This window comes from Paenibacillus sp. FSL K6-1318 (assembly GCF_037976905.1).
GTDB classification, from domain to species: domain Bacteria; phylum Bacillota; class Bacilli; order Paenibacillales; family Paenibacillaceae; genus Paenibacillus; species Paenibacillus amylolyticus_A.
On the sequence record NZ_CP150270.1, the window covers coordinates 6,682,223 to 6,702,449 of the forward strand.

Consider the following 20,227-nt stretch of genomic DNA (forward strand, 5'->3'; position numbering starts at 1 on the left):
GTCCGTATGGCTGAATTAACGGTTTATTTTACTTATGCATAACACATGCGTGAATGATAAATGACGATATGAAGGTTATTTCCAGAGCTCTTCAGCAATTTCCTTAATAAAGGCTAGCTTGCGCCATTGCTGTTCCTCGGTCAGATGGTTACCTTCTTCCGTGGAAGCGAAGCCGCATTGCGGGCTCAGGCAGATTCGATCCAGATCAACATATTGTTTAGCTTCCTCGATCCGTTTCAGGATATCTTCCTTGCTCTCCAATTCTCCGAATTTGGAAGAGAAGAGTCCCAGTACGACCTGCTGATTGTCCTTCAGGAAACGAAGCGGCTTGAAATCACCAGCCCGTTCGGTATCGAACTCCAGGTAGAAACCAGAGTAGTTATCGATGCTCAGAAGTGTTTGCGCAATCGGCTCGTAGCCCCCACCGACTCCTGCAAATGTTGAAACATAATTACCGCGGCAGACATGGGTGGTTACCACGAGGTCTTCTGGCAGGCCAGATACCACTTCTTCGTTCAGTTTTGCAAGTTCATTTGCATACTCTTCCACATTGACGCCAACTTGCTCCATCACTGCGATGAACTGTTGATCACATAGTGCGCCCCACGTGCAATCATCAATCTGGATGCTGCGGCAGCCGGCTTCATAGAAGGCCAGGATGGATGCTTTGTACGCCCCAGCGATGTCCGAGAGAAGCTCTTGGCGGTTCGGATAGATGGCCTGTGTGCTTTCCTTATTATCTGCCCGGTCCAATTCGAACAGGAACTGTGCAGCTGCTGGGATGGATTGACGGGCAACAACATCTTCGCCAGCCGTAGCTTTCAAGAAGGCATAATGTGCTACAAATGGGTGACTGCTGTAACTAATTTTACCGGTCAGACGAGCTGTTTCCGGTCTGGATGTCGCACCGTTGAATCGATAACCCTCATCAATAATTGTCCGCTCTACACCATCCAGTCCCCAGAAGAAGTCCAGATGCCACCAAGAGCGGCGGAATTCGCCGTCGGTTACAGCTTGAAGGCCAACTTCTTTTTGTTTTTGTACGAGTTTCACAATCTCGGCGTTCTCGACTTCATTCAACTGTTCCGTGGTGATTTCGCCGTTCTGGTATTTTAATCGGGCATCTTTCAACGCACTCGGGCGCAGGAAACTACCAACAATATCATATCGAAATGGAGTGACGGTTCGCTGTTTAGGTTCTGTTTGTATGCTCATAGTTTAATCTCCCCGTATATCATTATTTGATTAAATATAACATATCCGATCGGAATAACTGTTCTACGAAAGAGTTATAGCCCGTTATAGTTATTAGCTATAACAGGCTATATTTAAGGGGAGTCTATATAATAATTAAGTATTCAATTCAATCTAATCTTACCTGACCTGATGATCAGAACAGACCTTCAACGCTATGATCTCAAGTCAAAGTAAGAACGATCTGATCACCGGAACGGGTGATTTTGTAGATACCCTCCTGCATGTCGATCCCATAATGCTTTTTCAGCAACCACTTGGCGTTGAGATCCGTCTCCACGACCACCAGATAATCGTAGCCGCTCAACAAGTTGTCCATATTGTCCTCATAGAACAACACGATCCCGTCCACATGTGGAGCATACAAGAAATACTTCCCTACATATTGCATGTAATAGTTCGTGACCTGCTGGTCCCTGTCTGAGGCGTAGAAGAGATACCTGTTATTATCCTCCTGCCCACCTGAATACCACCGATCACCAGTAACCGCATGAATCTTGTAAGGGAGCGTTGTATCATAGCTTTGAGCGATAGAGACGATCCCATTGTATTCGGACAAAAGGATGGTGGCGGCAACCGCCATACAACCGATAATGCCTTTTTGATAATGCCCCTTCGTCTCAACCGTCTTAAAGGATTGATAATCAGGCACTTCACCAATCCGATAGTGGAATGAACGCTCCAGATCGATCGCAGCGCACAACACTAGCCCACCGGCGAACAGCACCACGATACTCGATGCATAACGCTCAAATCCAGCCAGAACAATCGCTTCATCCAGTGGCATGGAGAAGAGGTACAACGCCAGAATGCCTGCATAGTACAGTAACAGAACAACGTCCAGCGCAATTAGTGCTTTCCATAAGTTCCACTTCTTCTTGAGCACGACGATGGCAAATATAGAAGCTGCGATCGCGATAAGTTGGAAAATAACAATCCCGATCACGGGTCGTGTTGTCAGATCCGTACTGGCCCTCAGGAAAGTCCACAGAATCTCCTGCATCTGCTCCGGCGTTTTGCCGGCCTGAATCCCCGAAGTAGCGACATCGAACTTGTTATCGATGCCATGGAATACCGTTGCCATTCGCCAGCTCCAGCCGAAGTAGGGAATTAGCGCACCACAGATCGTTCCCACAACAGCGAGTGCTGTTTTCCATTCGAACTTTTGCTTATGTTTTAACCATGTATACACCAGGAAGATTAGGCCGATGGCGGCGAAAATAACCCCAGTGCTTTTGATGATGGTTAGTAATCCCGCAAGCGGAAGAACGACAATACATGCCTTTTTGATCTCATTCCGATATTGGTAGATCACCGCCAGGATCGCGAGCGCGTAGATCGGAAGCAAGAAATCCACGAGCAGATTAGTGATCCGAATCGTAAGATTGAAAAACGAAAGTGTAGATAACCCGAGTCCAAGAAAAGCGTACAAAAGAAAACGTTTCTTCTCCGAAACGATGCCGAACATGGCATAAAAACAGGAGAAGATAAGCAGACCTTGTGCCAAGAGCATCACGGACTGGGAATGCCCCATGAAGCGACAGACATAATAAATAAATGACGAAGTCCCCAGCGGATAGTTTTTAAAATCAATCAGGCTGGAGTCTGGCGTCGGAAAGGCATCTGTACTCAACATCTGCTTCAATACGATAGCCCAGTGGGAGAAATTATCGTAGTGTGTTAATTGGTTCTGAAAGAGTACCAGCAAGAAAACGAAAGTCCCTGCCAGGAATGAAAATTGGAATATGGAAAAGGACATGCGCAATGATGCCCCTTGGCGCAGTCTGAGAAACAACCGCCCCCCATACAAAAGCAAACCTGCAATCAGAATGACAAGGCTGCCCGTAAAGAGCTGCCCTGCCAAACCACTCAGAAAAACAAGGCAGGCAATCGAGGAAAACACGAATACAGGGATGAACTCCCAACGTAGTGAAAGTGCCTTCCGTACAAACTGCATATAACCAAGAAAGGAGAATATCAATAAAACTCCCATCACAAAATGAAGCACAATGAGCATCTTTATCTCTCCTAACCCTCTCTGGTGGCACGATCGGAATGTGGCTGTATCAAATCAGTCAGCAATTGGTCAATCAGGCCCTTCTCCACAATATCATCGATATTCTCCACCGAGAGAAGCACCTCGCGCTCACGGGCTGTCGTTTTTCCCGTATGCTTCAAAATAACTTCAATATCACTCTTCGTATAAAAAGTAACGACCGCTCCTGCCGCAATGTCACCATGGAAACCCGTCGCGGAAAAGAAACGATAATTAAAGCTGCGCAGCGTACAGCCAGCATCATTGGTGAAATGAACTGGAAGTTGAAGGGAAAGCCGCGGCATTTTCCGCTGATCCGATCGGGGTTGCACGATACGTTTTTTCACATTGCGAAGCATATCGTCGTAAGCCGTGTCCCATAGGTTCATCTGCTCTGGCAACGAGTGTTTACGGTCATAGATGATTTGCATATATTGGCGGTTATCATTCTCATCAATCGGCTGAACCGTTGCGGAGTAACGCCAGCCTTCTCCATCCTGTTTCACATAAACGATGACTGCATCGAGGTTGGCCTCATACCGGTCGGTTTTGACGACCAGAGAGATGATTTTCTGTTCAGCCAAATAAATGGGATAAGGTACATAGAAGGCAATACCTTGTTCGGATACATCAACCGTTTTGGCCTGATACCGCAGATTGTTGGCTTGGTCGTGGATCGTGACATCCTCCTGCGCCCGAATCCGTTCTGTCTCCCGATACGCACGGCGGCCGACCATGAAGAATAGGGCGTAACATAGCGCAATCATGTTATGAATGAGCCAGAAAATAATGATACTGCTGAAGAACAGCGCAATGCCATACTTGCCATTGACATATCGAATCACGGCTGCAATGGAAAGCAATAGCAGGAAGATATGCGGAAGCGCATATAACAGCGCAGACATCCATTGTCTGCCACTCGCTCTGCTTTTGTTGGTAACCTTGAATTTTTTCTCACGAATACCCAGTGTCTCCAGGAGAACCGGCCAGATCAGGTAAGGCATAAATATGGTATCGATAACCTGACTCCATCGCTGATTTCGAATATTACTGGACAGATATCGCATGGATACACTGTAGAAGAAATAGGATGGAAGCCAGAAAATTAAGATTTGCCAGAAGGTTGTATTCACAATCTGGAAGTCGAATAACGCAAACAAAATAGGTGCCAAAATGAAAATCAACCGGTTAAAGAAGGACCACCAGTATAAGAAACTGCTCAAGTAGGTCACTCTCGTCCAGAAAGGGAGCTTTCCAGATATGGGCGCACGCGTATTCTGCAGGCTCTGAATAATACCCCTTGCCCAGCGAATCCGCTGCTTAATCATGCTCTTAACTGTTGTTGTTGTCTGCCCGGCAGCTTGAACCTCTTGAGTCGCATAGGTAATATAACCTTCCTGCTGCAAGCGGATGCTTGTCTCAAAGTCCTCGGTGATGGTATTGAGCGGAAAACCTCCGATGTCTTCCATGCCCTGCCGGGAAATGATCGTATTGCTTCCTGTATAGGCTACCGCATTGGAGGCATTACGCAGGATGTTCACTTCTCTGGAGAAGAAATCCTGTTCATTCGGAATGCCTTGCTCTGCATACAGATTAAACTGGAATAGGTCTGGATTGTAGAAGCTCTGCGGAGTCTGTACCAGACCAAGCTTGAACTTAGGGTCCATTTCATCCTCGCGGCGAGGACGCCATTCCTCATTCTCCTTAATAAACGTGGAGAGCAGGAAGTAAGGGACTGTTTTCATCAGAAAGGTATGCTGTGGAATCATATCTGCATCAAACGTTGCAATGAGCGGAGAAGAGCTTTTACTCAGTGCATTGTTCAGATTACCAGACTTGGCATCCTTATTTCCGGGAAACCCCAGATATCCGACACCAAATTGTCTGGCAAGCTCCTCCACCTCAGGTCTTGCTCCATCGTCACAGAGATAAATATGAACCTTCTGCTTGTCCGGATAGTCCATGAACGTACAGGCATTGACCGTTTTATATAACAGATCGACAGGCTCGTTATGGGTAGCGATAAATACATCCACATCCGGATAATACTCCGGCGGAACGGTTGGAAAGTCGAGCTGTGTACGTTCTTTTTGCATCTTTTGAAAGAATAATTCAAAGGTTGTCAGTACGGTGACCGTTTCAGCTACAATCAGCAGCATACCGAAAATGACGTTTAGAACGCCTTCACCCCATGGCAACGTAAAGAACGTACGCCATACCAAATAAATCGACATCAGAATCATCGTGATGACAAAAAAGATATTCTGTCTTTTTTCGTTTTGCACTACAGCTGCTTCCTCCTTGCTGCAAATACCCATCTTCGCTGCAATTGGAAACTGAGCAGGAACAGCAAGGCATCACAGACGAATTTCGCCAATTTCTCATCTACGAAGAGAACGGTATGGAATATATATACGCCGGTACTGGAAAGCAAAATCACCACTCCGCATAACGTCAGATAGCGCCATAGACTTCCCTGGCTTTCCTCCTTGCGGAATACAAAGTGTCTGTTCAGTACATAGTTGACTACAATAGAAATAATTCTCGCAATCACGGTTGCCAGCAGAATTCTTAAATAGTGCTGTTCACCCAACACAGGCCGTAACGCGTCAATCAAAAACCATGCGATACCCAAATCGACAACCGAACTGGCCACCGATGATGAAATGAACCGCAGAAAGTTGGAGAACAACACCCCCATGACCCGAGCGCTATCCTGGATCGCTTTAAAATGAGTTCCCGCATTACCATTTTCATAAATGACTTGGATTGGCATGGTATGAATCGGTATACCGGATTGGATACAGGAAATGAGCATCTGCAACTCATATTCAAATCGAGTGCCGCGAACATCCCGCATAAACGCAAGTAGCCCGGGACCGAATGCACGAAGCCCGGTCTGGGTATCCGATAGTTTCTTTCCATATAGCATGGCAAAAATAAAAGAGGTCATTCGATTGCCTAGCAGGGACTTTGGTGGTATGTTCCCCTCGCTGAAATTCCTTACCCCGAGCACCAAAGAGTCTGGATGAAGCCTTGCTTCCTGGGCAATCCGGTATACATCTTCTGCTGCGTGCTGACCATCTGAATCAGCGGTTACGACAAAGGAAGATGCATCAAATTGCTGCGCAATATACTGAAATCCCGTCTTGAGTGCTGCACCCTTCCCCTGATTTTCCGTATGCGTCAGCAGAGCACAACCATTCTCACGAAGCTCCTCGAAAATTGACTGGTAGGCCTCACCAGATCCGTCGTCCACAATAACAATATTGGTCAAGCCATACTCTCGTAATTGCCGTACATAGGCTGGAAGTCTCTCATCCGGTTCAAGCGATGGAATGAGGATGATCGTTTCGCCGTTTTGTTTACCCATAATCATCCTAATAAGCCTCAATTCGACATATTTTCACAAATTCTTTTGGAATATTGTGAGTATAACATCGAAAGGGTGGTCAGTAAACGAGCAAATTTGTAACCTACTGGTAAAAAAGTTGTATCATTATATGTACTCCTATATAGGCGAAAAATACTAGTAAAACGTTAGTCTAGCACTACTCAAATAACTTCACATTCGGCTCTCGTTTCAGCACATGTACCAGCATGGCATGCAGTTGGCAACGGTGATGATAGAAGTGCGCCTGTGTGTCGAGAAGCCACTCGAAGCGTGAATGAACGCCTCCCAAGAATGCAGTCGTTTCTCGTAATAGTTCATCTTCCTTCTCCATCGACCGATTGGACATGCTTCGACTTACAAATCTAGACGAATGGTCGCTTATGCGGATCACGATTTTGAATTAGAATTACCGTAGACGATTGAAAAAAGGCTGTGATTCTGATGTTATTCGAAAGAGACAAATGGTTGCAGTATGGCATTCTGCGCGATGAGCCCTCTCTCGTTGCACGGTTGCCAGAAACACAGTTGCTTGAGAAGGATACGCTAACGAAGATGCTTCTTCAATATCCCAGCGTTGTACTGAAACCTCGCAATGGCAGTTACGGAAGGGATATCCTGTTCATTAAACGAAGCGGTGCAAATGCTTATCGTATTCAAAATGAAAATAACACCGTCACCATGAGAGATAACGAGCAGTTACTCAAATGGTTCGAACAAACAATTAAAAGTGATGAATATATTGTCCAAAAGCGTCTACAGCTTGCTCAAATTAAACACAGGCCGTTCGACATTCGGATCATGGTTCAGCGCAAAAAGGGTTCCTCGTCCACATGGAACGTGACAGGTTCCTATGCTAAAGTCGCAGCACAAGGATACCAAGTCACCAATGTGAATAACCGCCCCATTCCAGTGCTTAAAGCACTGAGACTAGCTCGAATTGGAGATCGGCGCTTACTTGTCAGAGCGGAACAGGTTGCACGATTAGCTGCCAAACGATTGGGAGAGCATTACCCCATGCTTAGACAAGTCGGGTTCGATATAGCCGTCGACAAGAAACGGCGAATCTGGATCATCGAAGGAAATTATCAACCGGATATGCGCCCTTTCCGGCTCATGAAAGACTCCTCAATGCACCGCAGAATATTATGGTACAAGGAACATTAAAGCAAAAAAATGACGACCTGCCTTCTATCCTGGCAAGTCGTCTCTTCATTTTTGATAGCTAATCTCGATACTGACCTGCTTCGGTTATTTCCGGCAGTTTCTAGTCGTGCTTGTAACGCGTGTCACTCGGAACTGATTTACCCCTACCTGTATAATGGCGAACTGGCTGTACGAAGTACCGGATGACGTATACGGCTCCGCTTCAATATTACCACTCGGTGTTCTAACTGTTGCGGTGATTCTGGTTACCAGGCAGACTCCACGGCCAGAAGATCTCCAAGTCTGGTCACGCTGAACACTATAACTATCGTTACTACAAAAGATGGACGCATACTCGACTCCCCCATACGCATTAAACGAAGTGGAGTTAAAGATCTGAACGGGGTCGTAACCACCTCTAGGTGCTCCAGGTCTTCTATTTCCCATTCTCAAAACCTCCTTATTATTGATAGTCTATTAAATGCAAATTAATCGTTTTGGTAAGGTATAAATGTGGACAAGGCAGAAAAAGTGTGTTTGTACAGTGGTAGAGGGGGAGGTAGGAGCTCAAACACGAAAAAGAACCACCCTTTAATGTACAAAGGTGGTTCGGGAAATTGGATCGTCTACTAAATCTCCGATTCAATAAGATTGTCGAGATTGAGTCGTATGTACGCCTTGCGAGCATCGTAGTAACGCTCCTGATGCCCTATTCTGCTGTCTCCGCCAACCATGCTTGCATAGCTGGAGTCTCCGCACGATTCAAACGTAAGGCGATTTCAGTATTGTTCTCATCTGGCGGCATGACTTCAACAAGGACACATACGGACTCTCGCAGTTGATTTAAGGCAAATATGCCTTCATCATCGAGCATTTTCATTGCCAGCTCCATGGCTTTCAGCCTCACATCCAACTCGCGATTCCATTCATCAATCTCCAGGTCTGTAATGAAAGGGCGCTCGTTATATCGTTGTTTAACACCGTCAAAGTTATCATCCCCAAAACAACAATAGGGCGAATCCGCATACGACCATTTGATGAGTTCCGCCATCGTTGATACCGGCGTGTCACTTTCCTCTGCTTGCCTGGCCGATTCCAACGCCAAAGCTTCCCACGACCAGGCAGAGATGCTTGGCGCATGTCCCTCGCCAGTAGTGTACAGCGTACAATAATAGTACCGTTCACCATTTTCAAAAAGAGTGCAAAAAGACATTCTGGCAGCAGCGGCGATCTCTATGGCCAGCGTCTCTATTTCTTGCATTGGTTTCATGATTAGAGTTTCCTTTCCATTCGTCGATCATCTGCCACTTCGATATGAATTGGCTATTTGGACTAGATACCAGACACCCGCACCCACCAGGGCAGCGAACACCAGATTGATGCAGCCGAACACGATGAGTGACTTCGCTTGGCTTGGACCGATCCAGAAGGCAGTAACGAGCTGGAACACAGCGGGCAGCAGAAACGCCAGCCATGAGATGGTTATAAGCTTTTCTGTTCTGAAGCTCCACCATACTGCGGAACAAGAGGCAGCGAGAAGTACCCAGGTACAGATAATCTTTAGGGCGAACATCATTTCGTCCCCTCCTAATTACCACGAACTACAAGTCCATATTTACCGAAAATCCACGATTGGCTCAATTCGTGCATTGCATCATGGCTTATACGCACAGAGGGCTTCTGTTCCTTCATCGCATCTTCGTCATGGGTTGAGAATCGAAGCGGTTTGGTCATTTTTTTAATAGAGCCTGTTATTTCATCGAAAAGCGCATAGGTCAGCGGCTTATGGTCCCGAATATCCTCATAAATATAGTACTTTCCTTTTTCATCTTCCAAATTAACTTGAAAACCTTTCGGAAATGAAAGCAAGATACACGGCAGTTCATCCTCTGCCCATTGTCCGTGATATGGAAAAGAAACAGCTTCATTTCTCACAAAAAATCCTGAAGCTTCTTGATCTGACGAAACTATTATCGAGTAAACAAAGAAGGGGTCAACATCATTCTTCTTTTCTTTTGCCACATAATACTGATAGAACGTCTGATACGTCTCATACACTTGACTATAATCATGCTCTGTCCGGGCAGAATTGGTACGAAAGAATTGCACTTGCCTCTGCTCCAAAAGCTGTAGAAGGCTTTTAAACTCTTCAGGAGTTATGAAGAATTTCAGTTTATAGAATCCGCTGTGCTTTAATTTGTCCATTTTCGCTCACCACACTTCATATATTTCTGAGACTTATCATTATCTGAGAGATTCTTCGTGCAGTAATATCCGTTCTATATATGTATCTTATTTCCATTATAGTGTTTACTCTCGCTGAGTCTACCTACTTTACACCTGAATTTCGATAATGAAAAAACACATCCTAATCGGGATATGGCATTCTCCTAGATTAAGAAGCACGCTCATTCACCCAATAGGATGTGTTTTCCTGTTTAATATAAGGTTTGAATAATTCCTATATTATGAAGCTTTTGCTGCAACAGCTTTCTCAATTAATGCTTTGGCATCGTTATTAGAAAGACCTTGTTTAGGTTGGAGCGATTTCTTATCTGCTCCACCAAGAATACCTTTATCAATCAGTTTTGCCATAGGCTTAATCGCGTACTTAGACACCGTTTTGCCATCCTCGAAACCAGCAATGATCGTAGCAGCATCTTTATCAGAAGCTTGATCGTTTACCAATTTAGCCAGAATGGTAGCAGCTTCTTCAAGCGTGATATCCCGATCAGGATAGAAGTTTCCACCGTAACCTTGAATGAATCCAGCATGCGTAGCTTCAGCAATCGCATCTGCATATGCAGCATTAGCGGCAACATCCTTGAATGCAGGTGCTGTAGCGACTTCGTTTAGTTTCAACATGTCGACCAGCGCACTTACAAATTCAGCACGAGAAATGACTTCTGTCGTTACTGGTGTTTCCGTTTGCTCAGTAGATGCAGCCACATTTGTGATACGTCCTTCATTTGTAGCTTCGATGCTACCACCTTTATATGTTTCGACAATGTACTCATAGAATACATCCAGATCGATAGGACCTGCCAAGGATGATTTAGCATCCAGCAGCACTTTGTAGCTGTCCCCACCTGCGGCCATGAAGTTGTTAACTACAGCCGTATATGTTTTTGCAGAATCCAATGGTGTTCCATCTTCCAGACTAAGACCGGTAATGCGCTCTGCAACTGGCTTGTTGAAATCTGCAGCATATTTCAAACCAGAAATTTGCAGAGTTTTGGTGTTTGGCGTACCGTCAGCATTAGTTCCCCATTGCTGTTGCAACAAGGTTTTAACCTGTTCACCAGTCAGCTCCAGTTTCACTAATGTATTACCGAACGGTTGAATTTTCGCAAGATCAGCAAAGGTCACATCGCCTTGTGGCAGATCTGCACGAATACCACCTGGATTCATAAATGCAAAGTCAGCAACGCTTGCTTTATCACCAAAGTCTGCTTGGCGCATTGCATCTGCAATCAAGTTACCTAGAGGGGCTTCGTTATTATAAGCATCTGTACGAGTAACAGAACCATCCGTTGTACCTACTGGCTTCGTCAGCTCAGGATGCTTGTCCAATGATTTTTTAATAATAGCCAACGTCTCAGGGTCTTCTTTTACACCTTCTTGGAAAGTCGTTGTAACCGTAGCTGATTTTTCAGTTACATCTCCGGTAGCAGGGTCAATCATCAGCTTGATATCTTCAAATGCCGTACCATAGGAATAAGCTTGAACGATCAGCTTTCCATTCACTTCACCGTTAGCCAAAGCATGATTGTCACCTGCAACGATAACGTCAACAGGGGAATCCGCCGGTAAAGCTTTTGCCAAGTCAGCCGCTTCTCCAGTAGTCACGCCTTCTTTGGTGGTTGCCGGATCATGCGCAAGCACGATGATCGTTTCTACACCCTTATCTTGCAATTCTTTAGCATATTTATTAACGGCTTCAACTTCTTCTTCTACACTTAAGAAACGTACACCAGCTGTCCCAGATGGAGATACTTTGGCAGGTGTAGACTTCGTCACTAGTCCGATGAATCCGATTTTGACTCCACCCACTTCTTTGATCACATAGGGCTGAATCAATGTTTTACCCGTAGCGGTTTCAATGACGTTTGCATTGACGTAATCAAATTTTGCACCAGCATGTGTTACCTTACCTTCCTTTGGATCAAGGCCACCAAAGATCTGTGCCTTCAAAGCAGCCACACCTTGGTCAAATTCATGATTACCCAAGGAGCCTACATCAAAGCCCATCATATTCATCCATTCCATGGTAGGCTCGTCACGATCCAAAGATGAGGCTGGAGCAGATGCACCAACAGAGTCTCCATTATGGAAGAGTAGGGAGTGTTCATATTTGGCTTGAGCTTCTTTGAGATAGGTTGCTAGAATTGGAGCCGTTCCTGCCTTCTTATCACCCACGATTGATGTGGTATCTAACTGACCGTGAAAATCATTGATTCCAATCAAGTGTACTTCTACATCGTTACCTGCGGCAGAGACAGAACCTGCTGCGCCAAATAGTTGCGTGAGTAATAGTGCAGTAGTAGCGATACGTATCGTGCTTTTGCCCAGAACTTTTTTCCAAGACATGAAATACAAAACCCCTCTCCAATTTTAGATCCTGAGATATTTTACCATAGTTCAATTCATAAAAATCGTAAAATATATAAAATAGATGTAAAAAAGTTGGGAGATTGATAGAGAAGATGCAGACGAGATGTCATATAGCATTGGAGGTGAGTGATAGATTCGGAATTTTATAGAAAAATATGGATTTTATATTTCATGGTTGCTATAATGGAAAATAAAGTATTTAATCTCACCTGGTGATGCACGTCCTCTACTAAAATACGAATATATACGTAGCTTCTCTCTCCTAAAAAGCACAAATCCCATTACATAATATGTATCAAAATTTTTCACACTTTCTATTAAAGGAGGTGCCCGTTGGGAGCATTTTAGATCTAAGTTCCCGTCTTTCACCAATCGGGGCTAGCGTTAACCATTATAAAGAACATAGGAGCGTGTCCAATGATCAAACAACTTTTCCCAAAATCTTTTCGAGTACTTTTGGCTTGCTTATTGATTCTTGCATTTGCCGTACCAGCGACAGCTTCTGCCGGCTATCTTGGAGATAAGCTCACGATCGGACAAAGCATGGCGAAGGGTGACTATCTCACCTCCCAAGATGGCAGGTTTTCAGCCATTTGGCAGAATGACGGGAACTTCGTTATTTATCAAAACGGTTCTTCTCTTTGGAGTAGTGGGACTAGTAACACAGGGGCTCTTTCGTTCAAATTTGAATCGTTTGGAAGGCCGGCAATGTACTCCTATGGTGGAAAATATCAAGATGTATACCAATATGGTTATCGCTTTGGGTTCAATCCGGCTACTGGTAAATTCGAATATTACACCGGTTGGGGGTATGACCGGGTTTGGGTAATTGATACATCAACACTGCAATCCATTTGGACTCCAAATACCATCTCTTGGATTCCAGGCCATCACGGAAGTAGCTTGCCGACTAACACAACAGGTGACTCACTGGTCATGCAAAGTGATGGCAATTTAGTTCTCTATAACACAACCCTGACCAATGACTATTATCCTAACAGTTGGATTCCTGTCTGGGCTTCCAATACGGGCGGGCGCTAAAGGTAAAGGTAAAGGTAAAAGAACTCCAACGTAAAGAAACACAAAAAAGAGCCGCATGATTTGCGACTCTTTTTTGTGTCTAATGTTTTGGAATCCAGTCACCAATTTGTATGCACATAAACAGCTAGTAAAAAATCTGAGGAACCTAATTAGATTCCTCAGATTAGTTTAAGACAGCATGCACTTATCACTAAGTTTGAGTGTATTCACGATGCAAAATTACCACAGATCTTCTGGGATGTACTCGATCATCGTTTCGGAGGCATCTTCATTGATCTTATACGTATGGGTTCTTGTGGCTTCCTCGACATGTCCATATGACCATTTGTCCAAACGGTTGTCCGGATATGAAGGTTCTGCTCCAGTCAGAGGACCTCTATACAGCATCCCATTAATCATCTTAACGGCTTCCTCTCGGGTAATCTGATTTCCGGGTTGGAAAGAATCATCCTTATACCCTGATACGATACCGAAACGGAAAACTTCATCGATAGACTGCTCCGCCCAGTTCCCCTCAATATCTGTAAACGAGCTGATTCTCAAGATATGGTCCATCTTCAGCTCTTTGGCAACGCCGAGATAACGCGCAATGGCTGTCGCCAGCTCTGCTCTTGTAATGGGCTGATCCGGTCTGAATGTATGATCCGCATATCCTTTGAATATCCCTTTATTTGCAACAGCTTCGATATAATCGGCACCCCAGTAATCCGTAGCGACATCGCTGTACAGCTTGATGTGTCGAACCTCATCTTGCAAATGAAGCGTCCGGGCAAAAATAGCTGCAATCTCTGCACGAGTGATGAGCTTTTCAGGTTTCACCTTACCGTCTGGGTACCCCATAATATATCGATCATGTTTGTGCTCATAACGGTTAGAGTACAACATCACTTTAATCAAGGACGTATCGTCTTGCGCATTCACAAGCGTAAGCTTATGATCTGAGCCAACCACAGCCTTAACAGAAGCATAATCCTCACCTTCTGTCATTTCGTTAACCTTTAATTTAAACGTCAGTTGACCACGCGTGTCTCCTGCCAACTTCCCAACATTCCATTTTATTTCTTGGCCGGTAACGACGCCGCCGTTTGCATCCACTAAACTCATTCCCGCCGGGATAGTAGCTTTAACATACAAGCCATCAGCCTCGGTCAACGTTTTATTGGCATAAATCACCGTGAAGGTTAGAATATCGTCTTCTCTGCCCTTCATTTTGTCCACAAGGATAGCTGTGGCAAAGTCAATGGACTTGGTCGTTATGGTCTTCGGTGGTGCAGGCTCAATCGTTGTGTCTGGTGGCCCTACAGGGTCAGTCGTTACAACTGGAGAGCCCCCTCCGTTGGATGACGGTAGTGGCATCATGCTAAAGTCGTACAGCACGATCTCCGTACCTACATGAATTAGTGGCTGGTTCGTATCGACAACTCTGCTGTCGAAATCCTTATATCCTGCCTTGGTCGCGGTTAAGTAGTAGTCCGTATGCGGAAATACCATGAACGCATACTGCCCAGTCGCATCACTCGTCTGCGGGTTCGCGTTATCCGCTGGCGGGAAGCTGCTCACAGGTGGCAAGTTGACCACCGTTCCGTTGCTGTAATGAAGTGTAACGATTGCACCGGATATTGGATGACCCGTCACGGAATCGGTAATTGTACCGTAGGGGTCAATGAGCACCTCACTAATGCTGATTTGTCCATCTGAACTGATTTCAATATCTGCATGACCAACAACAACAGGTTGTGTTCCACCGCCCGGAAGCGGAATATTATAGATGACATCGGCAGTGTAGATGCCCTTAAGTACACTGTCGATATTGAATATTCCATTGGAGTCAATTTGGCCTGTATGAGCCCCATTGCCGTCATTGATCAACACCGTGTAACCGCCGCCCACCGTTCCGTTGAGTGCCAGGGAGCCACCCTGCGATGTTTCTACCAAGACAACACCAGAGACTGTTTTATTCCCCTCAAAGGATCGACCATCCACACTAGCATTTACTGGAACACTCTGATTAAACGTGACGGATTTTTTCTGTCCACCAATCTCTACTTGCTTGGTAATGGATACATCATATGTCACACTACCCTGCGGTATAGCTAGAGTATATGCCCCATCGCCCGCTGTAACTGCAACAGCATGAAAATCAGTAATACCGTCACCATCAAAATCTTTGCTCACTTTGATCAAAGCGCCTGCTACGGGGTGACCCGCTTGGTCTGTGACGATACCCGTAATAACACCAGGGGTGATCGTAATATGAATCGTATCACTCACGTAGAGATCTTTTGGGCTATCAGCAACCGTTGCCGTTAATGGTATAGATGCGGATTCCGTACCGCCAAGTATAGCCGCCGTGAAGGTTGTAGTTGCGATTCCCTGTGCGTCCGTCAAGACGCTTATCGTATTCAGGTTCCCAGCAAAATGGCCGTATGTTGTATCCGGCACTTTAAATACGACTTGAACCCCTGCCTGAGGATGACCCTCTTTATCAGTCACCACCGCCTTAAAGACGGATGTTGACGCGCCGTTACCAAGTATGGACGATGGGTTGGCCGTCAATGTCATTTCAAACTCGACAAGCTCAAAGTCTTGGATGACAACTCCATTCGTATTAACGTTGACCGTGGATACTGAGATTTCTCGATGAGCAAAGCTGTACTCATCGCTAACCACTTCTAGAATATATTTATTGATCACGACATTCTCAAAATTGTATTTACCATTTGAACCTGTCGTGAACCGTTCCTTCTCTTTACCTGCAAGGTCACGTAAAATGACTGTCGCCCCGGATACCGGCTCTCCGGTTTTCTTATCCGTCACCGTTCCAACAATGCTCGGGTTGATAATTGTGATCGTCACCGTAGCTATGTTGGACTGACCTGTTCCGTCAGAAGCTTGATACGTGAACGTCACACTTCCTGATGCTTCCTCTTTTGCCTCAAACGCGAATGAGCCATCCGAGTTGGCCGTCAGCGTACCCTTGCTTGCGTCGCTAACTGAACTAATATTCACTGCTGTGAGCGTATCATTCCCTGCGCTAGTGTCGTTGAGTAAAATTCCTTTTTCCGCCGAGACAGTAAGTTTACCCCCTCTTGCAACCTGATAGCTGTCATTCTCGGCAACTGGCACCGCTCTGAATTTTGCATAATAGTCTCCGGCTGTATGAACAGTAAAGGTGTATGACGCATCCGTGCTTACTGGAATACCTGTGCCTTCTTCGTTCTCATACCATCCCACGAATGAATAGCCCAGACTTGGGTTAGCCGCAATTGTTGCCGATTCTCCAAGCCCATAAGCATCGTCACCATTAGTCGTTCCCCCGACATTTCCAATGACATGTGTATTGATTGGCAACGTAATTGTGATCGTCACCGTAGCTACACTCGAATAAACGGTTCCGTCAAAGGCTTGATAGGTAAACGTAACATTACCGGAAGCATTCTCCTCCGTAATGAACGTGAACGATCCGTCAGGGCTCACATTCAGCGTGCCCATGCTTGGATCACTGATTGAGCTGACATTCATAGCCGTAAGCGGATGATTCTCATCATCGGTATCGTTCGTGAGTATACCTGCCTCAACTGGAACAGTGAGCGTATCTCCACTCTTAATGCGATAGGTGTCATTCTCCGCAATAGGCTCATGCGTAGAAACTGGTAGAGTAATCGCAATCGTCACCGTAGCTACGTTTGACTGGGCGATGCCATTGTCTGCTTGGTAGGTAAACGTCACGTTACCGGACGCTTCCTCATCTGCCACGAATGTGAATGATCCGTCAGGACTTACATTCAGAGTGCCCTTGCTCGGGTCGCTGACAGAGCTGATAGCCACCGCCGTAAGTGGACGTCCCTCCGTATCCGTATCGTTCATCAAGATGCCCTCAAGTGCCGAGACGGTGAGCGTATCTCCTCTTAAGACACTATACGTGTCATTCTCCGCGACTGGCAGCATAACATATTTAGCATAATAGCCTACATCCGTCTGAACGGTAAACGTATATGTTGCACTTGTACTTACTGGGGTGCCTGTGCCTTCTTGGTTGTCATACCATCCCACGAATGCATATCCTTGATCTGCGCTTGCCTTAATTGTTGCTGAGTCACCAATATTGTAGGTGTTATCCCCTTCAGTTGTGCCTCCAATGGCTTCGATGACATGCGTGGTGACTACAGCTGTTGTCACATCTGTTACATTGGTAGTTACTGTATTAGAGCCAAGATTAATCCCCGAAATTACAGCATTGTCGCTAATCACAGTTTGCGGTGTATCTGGTGCCGTTTTCGTAAAGCTCAGCACCTTACTGCTATTCGCGGGTACATCAATTCCCGTTTGTGTTTGGCCTTCACTGGTGACACTAAGACCTGTTTTTATCGTATTCGTATAGTTATAGATTGTAACTGTGTAGTTTATAGATCCGTTGGTCTGAATCGTTGCGGGACCTGTCTTGTCAATCCCCATCTTCAGATCAAGCTTACCGTTGTTTCCAAGTTTCATCGTCGCTCTTCCATTATTCAGTGACTCCTCGGTTACATAGGTTGCACCGATTCCATCTGTTTTGGAGATCGTCTGCTTACTCGTTAAAGCAAGATAGTAAGGGCTGTCCGTAGGCGGGAAGAAATAAGCCGCCGTTCTGGCCCCATCCATGGCATTACCTGAATTCAGGTAGCGAGATATGTTTCCTACATTATTAGGAGATACCTGAAAAGTGGGTTTTACCTTATAGTTGAGTGCAAATGAACCGTCTGTTGGTGCACTATATTCTCCTGACTGTGGGCTTGTCCGGTTCTTGAAGCGATAAATATGCGGTTGCATATCTTCTGCGTCGATATACCAAGTGAGATTGGTAACACCTGCGACTGTCTTAATGACGGCTTTACTTCCGTATCCAGCGAATTGATACGCTGTACCGCCATTTATCGTTGTAGTTGCATCCACCGTTGCAGCAGCGTCACCGATTTTCAACGTGGACAGATCAACATTAAAGTCCTCGCTGATTTCGTCTGCAACGACAATTGCACTTGCTATATCGGCTGTCTCTGAGCCAAGATCGGTAGTCTCCGGTATATTGAGAAGCGGAAGTATGGTCGTAGTAGCTTCTACATCATTGGCCAACCCAGCAAAAGCTGAACTGACAATGTCATAGGTTGGAGCGAATGTGTAATAATTACTGTATACAAAAGAATCTGTGTAGTTAAAACCATTTGGCCCCTGAGCAGCATACGTTTTCAGCTTGTCATAGGTATTCTTTGCCGTACCATAGTTATAACTACTGTCTTCCTTATTATCGTTGACTCTTTTCGGGTCAAGACCTGCCCATGCATAGACTGGCTGGCTACCACTATACGGTCCGTTAATTGCCGTTGTGGAACCCAGTCCCACTGTATACACTTTGGCCTTAGTGGATTCTCCTCCATTGTATGCAGTGTACTGATTATCCAAAAGCCCCTTCATATATGCGCCCGTGAGTATAGTCAGCGCAGCGATTTCCGGATCACCTGTATTGGCCAGACTGGTACCGGCAGTAGCTGGTACGTATTTAGTACCATCAGTACCACTCTGATTGTAGTTTGCGATCGTTGTAGCTTCGGTTACCGCATTTTGAAAATCTGTTTCAAACGATTTGCCTTTGGGCGAAGTATACCATGCCTTCTTGGCATGAATTGCCGCCCCATCCGATAGAAGGAACAAGTAAGGCTGGCGCTTAGGTCCCGTACCCTTTGTTCCCACACTGCTCATCGTCTTCGAGACGCCATACATGATACCGTCCTGCGTTGGCGTTCCTCCCCCTAGCGAGACTGGTGACTTCGTTCCAACGGCCGTACCATCCTTGACTAGATTGCTGTTCAATGTGATGTTTTGATTCGATGTTGCATATTTCAAATAATCTTCCGTTCCATGTCCTGAACTAAATACGTAGTGTCCTAGTTCCATAAACGTGCCAAGGTGGTTGGAGCTAGCCGATCCTCCAAACCAATAAACCGCAACGCGGTTATTTGGATTGGCATCCATGACTGTGCGAATTGCATCATTGGCTGCCTTGGCCATCGCTTCGACACGATAGTACACACCAGGTCCACCTGCTGTTTCTGCTATTTCTCTCCCATTTAGATTTCCCATAGACGAACTCATGTCCAAAATAAAGGTTACGTCCGCCGCAGGACCGTCAGCATTGCCGCTCCCTCCGACACCTGGATTGGTCGAATTTGCCGTCATATATTCTTGTGCTAACGCTGACAATTTGACATTAAAACTGCCATCACCCTCTGCCGTAACGCTCTTGTCAGTCCAAATACGTCCGTCTGATGCCGCTGTGCCAAAACCGCTAGGTGGCGCATCCGTCACGGGGTCGGCAGTTAACTTGACTTGGTACTGGTCGTAGTTCGTCTCCGCCATAGTTGGAGCGATTGCCGCATTGGCCACTGAGCCGTCTAAAGGAGCAAGGCCACTAACCCCAAATATTAGACAGACCGTAAGCGCAATTGAAATAAATTTTCTAAATCCATTGTTGTTCATACTTAGTGCCTCCGTACAAAATTGAAATGTAATGATTCCTAATACAGCAACGTTCTTGTATATCTTCGTCCACAACCTACCCTGTTCAAAAAAGAACTATCGCAACATTTATTACCTTCTTCCCATCTCCAGATATATTGCGAGTTTTAGTATAATCATTAACTCTAAACAAAAACTGAACAAACTCGTATGACATCATTTCGTTCTGTTTCTCGCAGTTCATTTCTAAAGCTGCT

Annotated in this window: 13 protein-coding genes; 2 read left to right on the forward strand and 11 right to left on the reverse strand. The window is 45.5% G+C overall.

All coding sequences use genetic code 11. The annotated features are described in order from the left end of the window. Positions 1-75 precede the first annotated feature (75 nt). The 5 genes from NYE45_RS29875 to NYE45_RS29895 all read right to left on the reverse strand — a co-directional run bounded on the left by NYE45_RS29875 (position 76) and on the right by NYE45_RS29895 (position 7,029). Positions 76-1,215: a 5-methyltetrahydropteroyltriglutamate--homocysteine S-methyltransferase gene (locus NYE45_RS29875; RefSeq protein ID WP_340015087.1), complete on the reverse strand. Its 1,140-nt coding sequence runs from the start codon at positions 1,213-1,215 to the stop codon at positions 76-78. A gap of 202 nt (positions 1,216-1,417) precedes the next feature. Further along, positions 1,418-3,271 (reverse strand): hypothetical protein, encoded by a 1,854-nt coding sequence (locus NYE45_RS29880; protein WP_340015088.1) that lies wholly within the window; start codon positions 3,269-3,271, stop codon positions 1,418-1,420. Between the two features lie 11 nt (positions 3,272-3,282). Then, complete coding sequence (locus tag NYE45_RS29885) at positions 3,283-5,574, reverse strand: glycosyltransferase family 2 protein (protein WP_340015089.1); 2,292 nt, start codon at positions 5,572-5,574, stop codon at positions 3,283-3,285. Beyond that, the gene (locus NYE45_RS29890) at positions 5,574-6,668 is read right to left on the reverse strand and encodes a bifunctional glycosyltransferase family 2/GtrA family protein (RefSeq protein ID WP_340015090.1); all 1,095 of its coding nucleotides are present in this window, start codon (positions 6,666-6,668) and stop codon (positions 5,574-5,576) included. The genes NYE45_RS29885 and NYE45_RS29890 overlap by 1 nt, the downstream gene beginning before the upstream one ends. Before the next feature lie 172 nt (positions 6,669-6,840). After that, positions 6,841-7,029, reverse strand: a complete 189-nt coding sequence (locus tag NYE45_RS29895; RefSeq protein WP_340015091.1) for a hypothetical protein — start codon at positions 7,027-7,029, stop codon at positions 6,841-6,843. Between the two features lie 95 nt (positions 7,030-7,124). Between NYE45_RS29895 and NYE45_RS29900 the strand changes: the two genes are divergently transcribed. Beyond that, complete coding sequence (locus NYE45_RS29900; protein WP_340015092.1) at positions 7,125-7,847, forward strand: YheC/YheD family protein; 723 nt, start codon at positions 7,125-7,127, stop codon at positions 7,845-7,847. A gap of 84 nt (positions 7,848-7,931) precedes the next feature. Here the strand turns inward: NYE45_RS29900 and NYE45_RS29905 are convergent, their stop codons facing one another. The 5 genes from NYE45_RS29905 to NYE45_RS29925 form a co-directional block, all read right to left on the reverse strand. Continuing rightward, positions 7,932-8,273 carry a hypothetical protein gene (locus tag NYE45_RS29905; RefSeq protein ID WP_340015093.1) on the reverse strand — a complete coding sequence of 114 codons (342 nt, stop codon included), beginning with the start codon at positions 8,271-8,273 and terminating at the stop codon, positions 7,932-7,934. A gap of 262 nt (positions 8,274-8,535) precedes the next feature. Continuing rightward, the gene (locus NYE45_RS29910; protein WP_340015094.1) at positions 8,536-9,096 is read right to left on the reverse strand and encodes a DUF4303 domain-containing protein; all 561 of its coding nucleotides are present in this window, start codon (positions 9,094-9,096) and stop codon (positions 8,536-8,538) included. Between the two features lie 27 nt (positions 9,097-9,123). Then, on the reverse strand, positions 9,124-9,402 hold the full coding sequence (locus NYE45_RS29915; protein ID WP_340015095.1) for a hypothetical protein: 279 nt from the start codon (positions 9,400-9,402) through the stop codon (positions 9,124-9,126). An 11-nt stretch (positions 9,403-9,413) separates the two neighbouring features. After that, positions 9,414-10,031, reverse strand: a complete 618-nt coding sequence (locus NYE45_RS29920; protein WP_340015096.1) for a hypothetical protein — start codon at positions 10,029-10,031, stop codon at positions 9,414-9,416. Between the two features lie 261 nt (positions 10,032-10,292). After that, positions 10,293-12,416 (reverse strand): 5'-nucleotidase C-terminal domain-containing protein, encoded by a 2,124-nt coding sequence (locus NYE45_RS29925; RefSeq protein ID WP_340015097.1) that lies wholly within the window; start codon positions 12,414-12,416, stop codon positions 10,293-10,295. A 441-nt stretch (positions 12,417-12,857) separates the two neighbouring features. On the opposite strand from NYE45_RS29925, the gene NYE45_RS29930 reads away from it, so the two are divergent. Continuing rightward, positions 12,858-13,481 (forward strand): hypothetical protein, encoded by a 624-nt coding sequence (locus NYE45_RS29930; RefSeq protein ID WP_340015098.1) that lies wholly within the window; start codon positions 12,858-12,860, stop codon positions 13,479-13,481. Positions 13,482-13,700: 219 nt separating this feature from the next. Here the strand turns inward: NYE45_RS29930 and NYE45_RS29935 are convergent, their stop codons facing one another. Further along, positions 13,701-19,991, reverse strand: a complete 6,291-nt coding sequence (locus tag NYE45_RS29935) for an Ig-like domain-containing protein (RefSeq protein ID WP_340015099.1) — start codon at positions 19,989-19,991, stop codon at positions 13,701-13,703. Between the last annotated feature and the right edge of the window lie 236 nt (positions 19,992-20,227).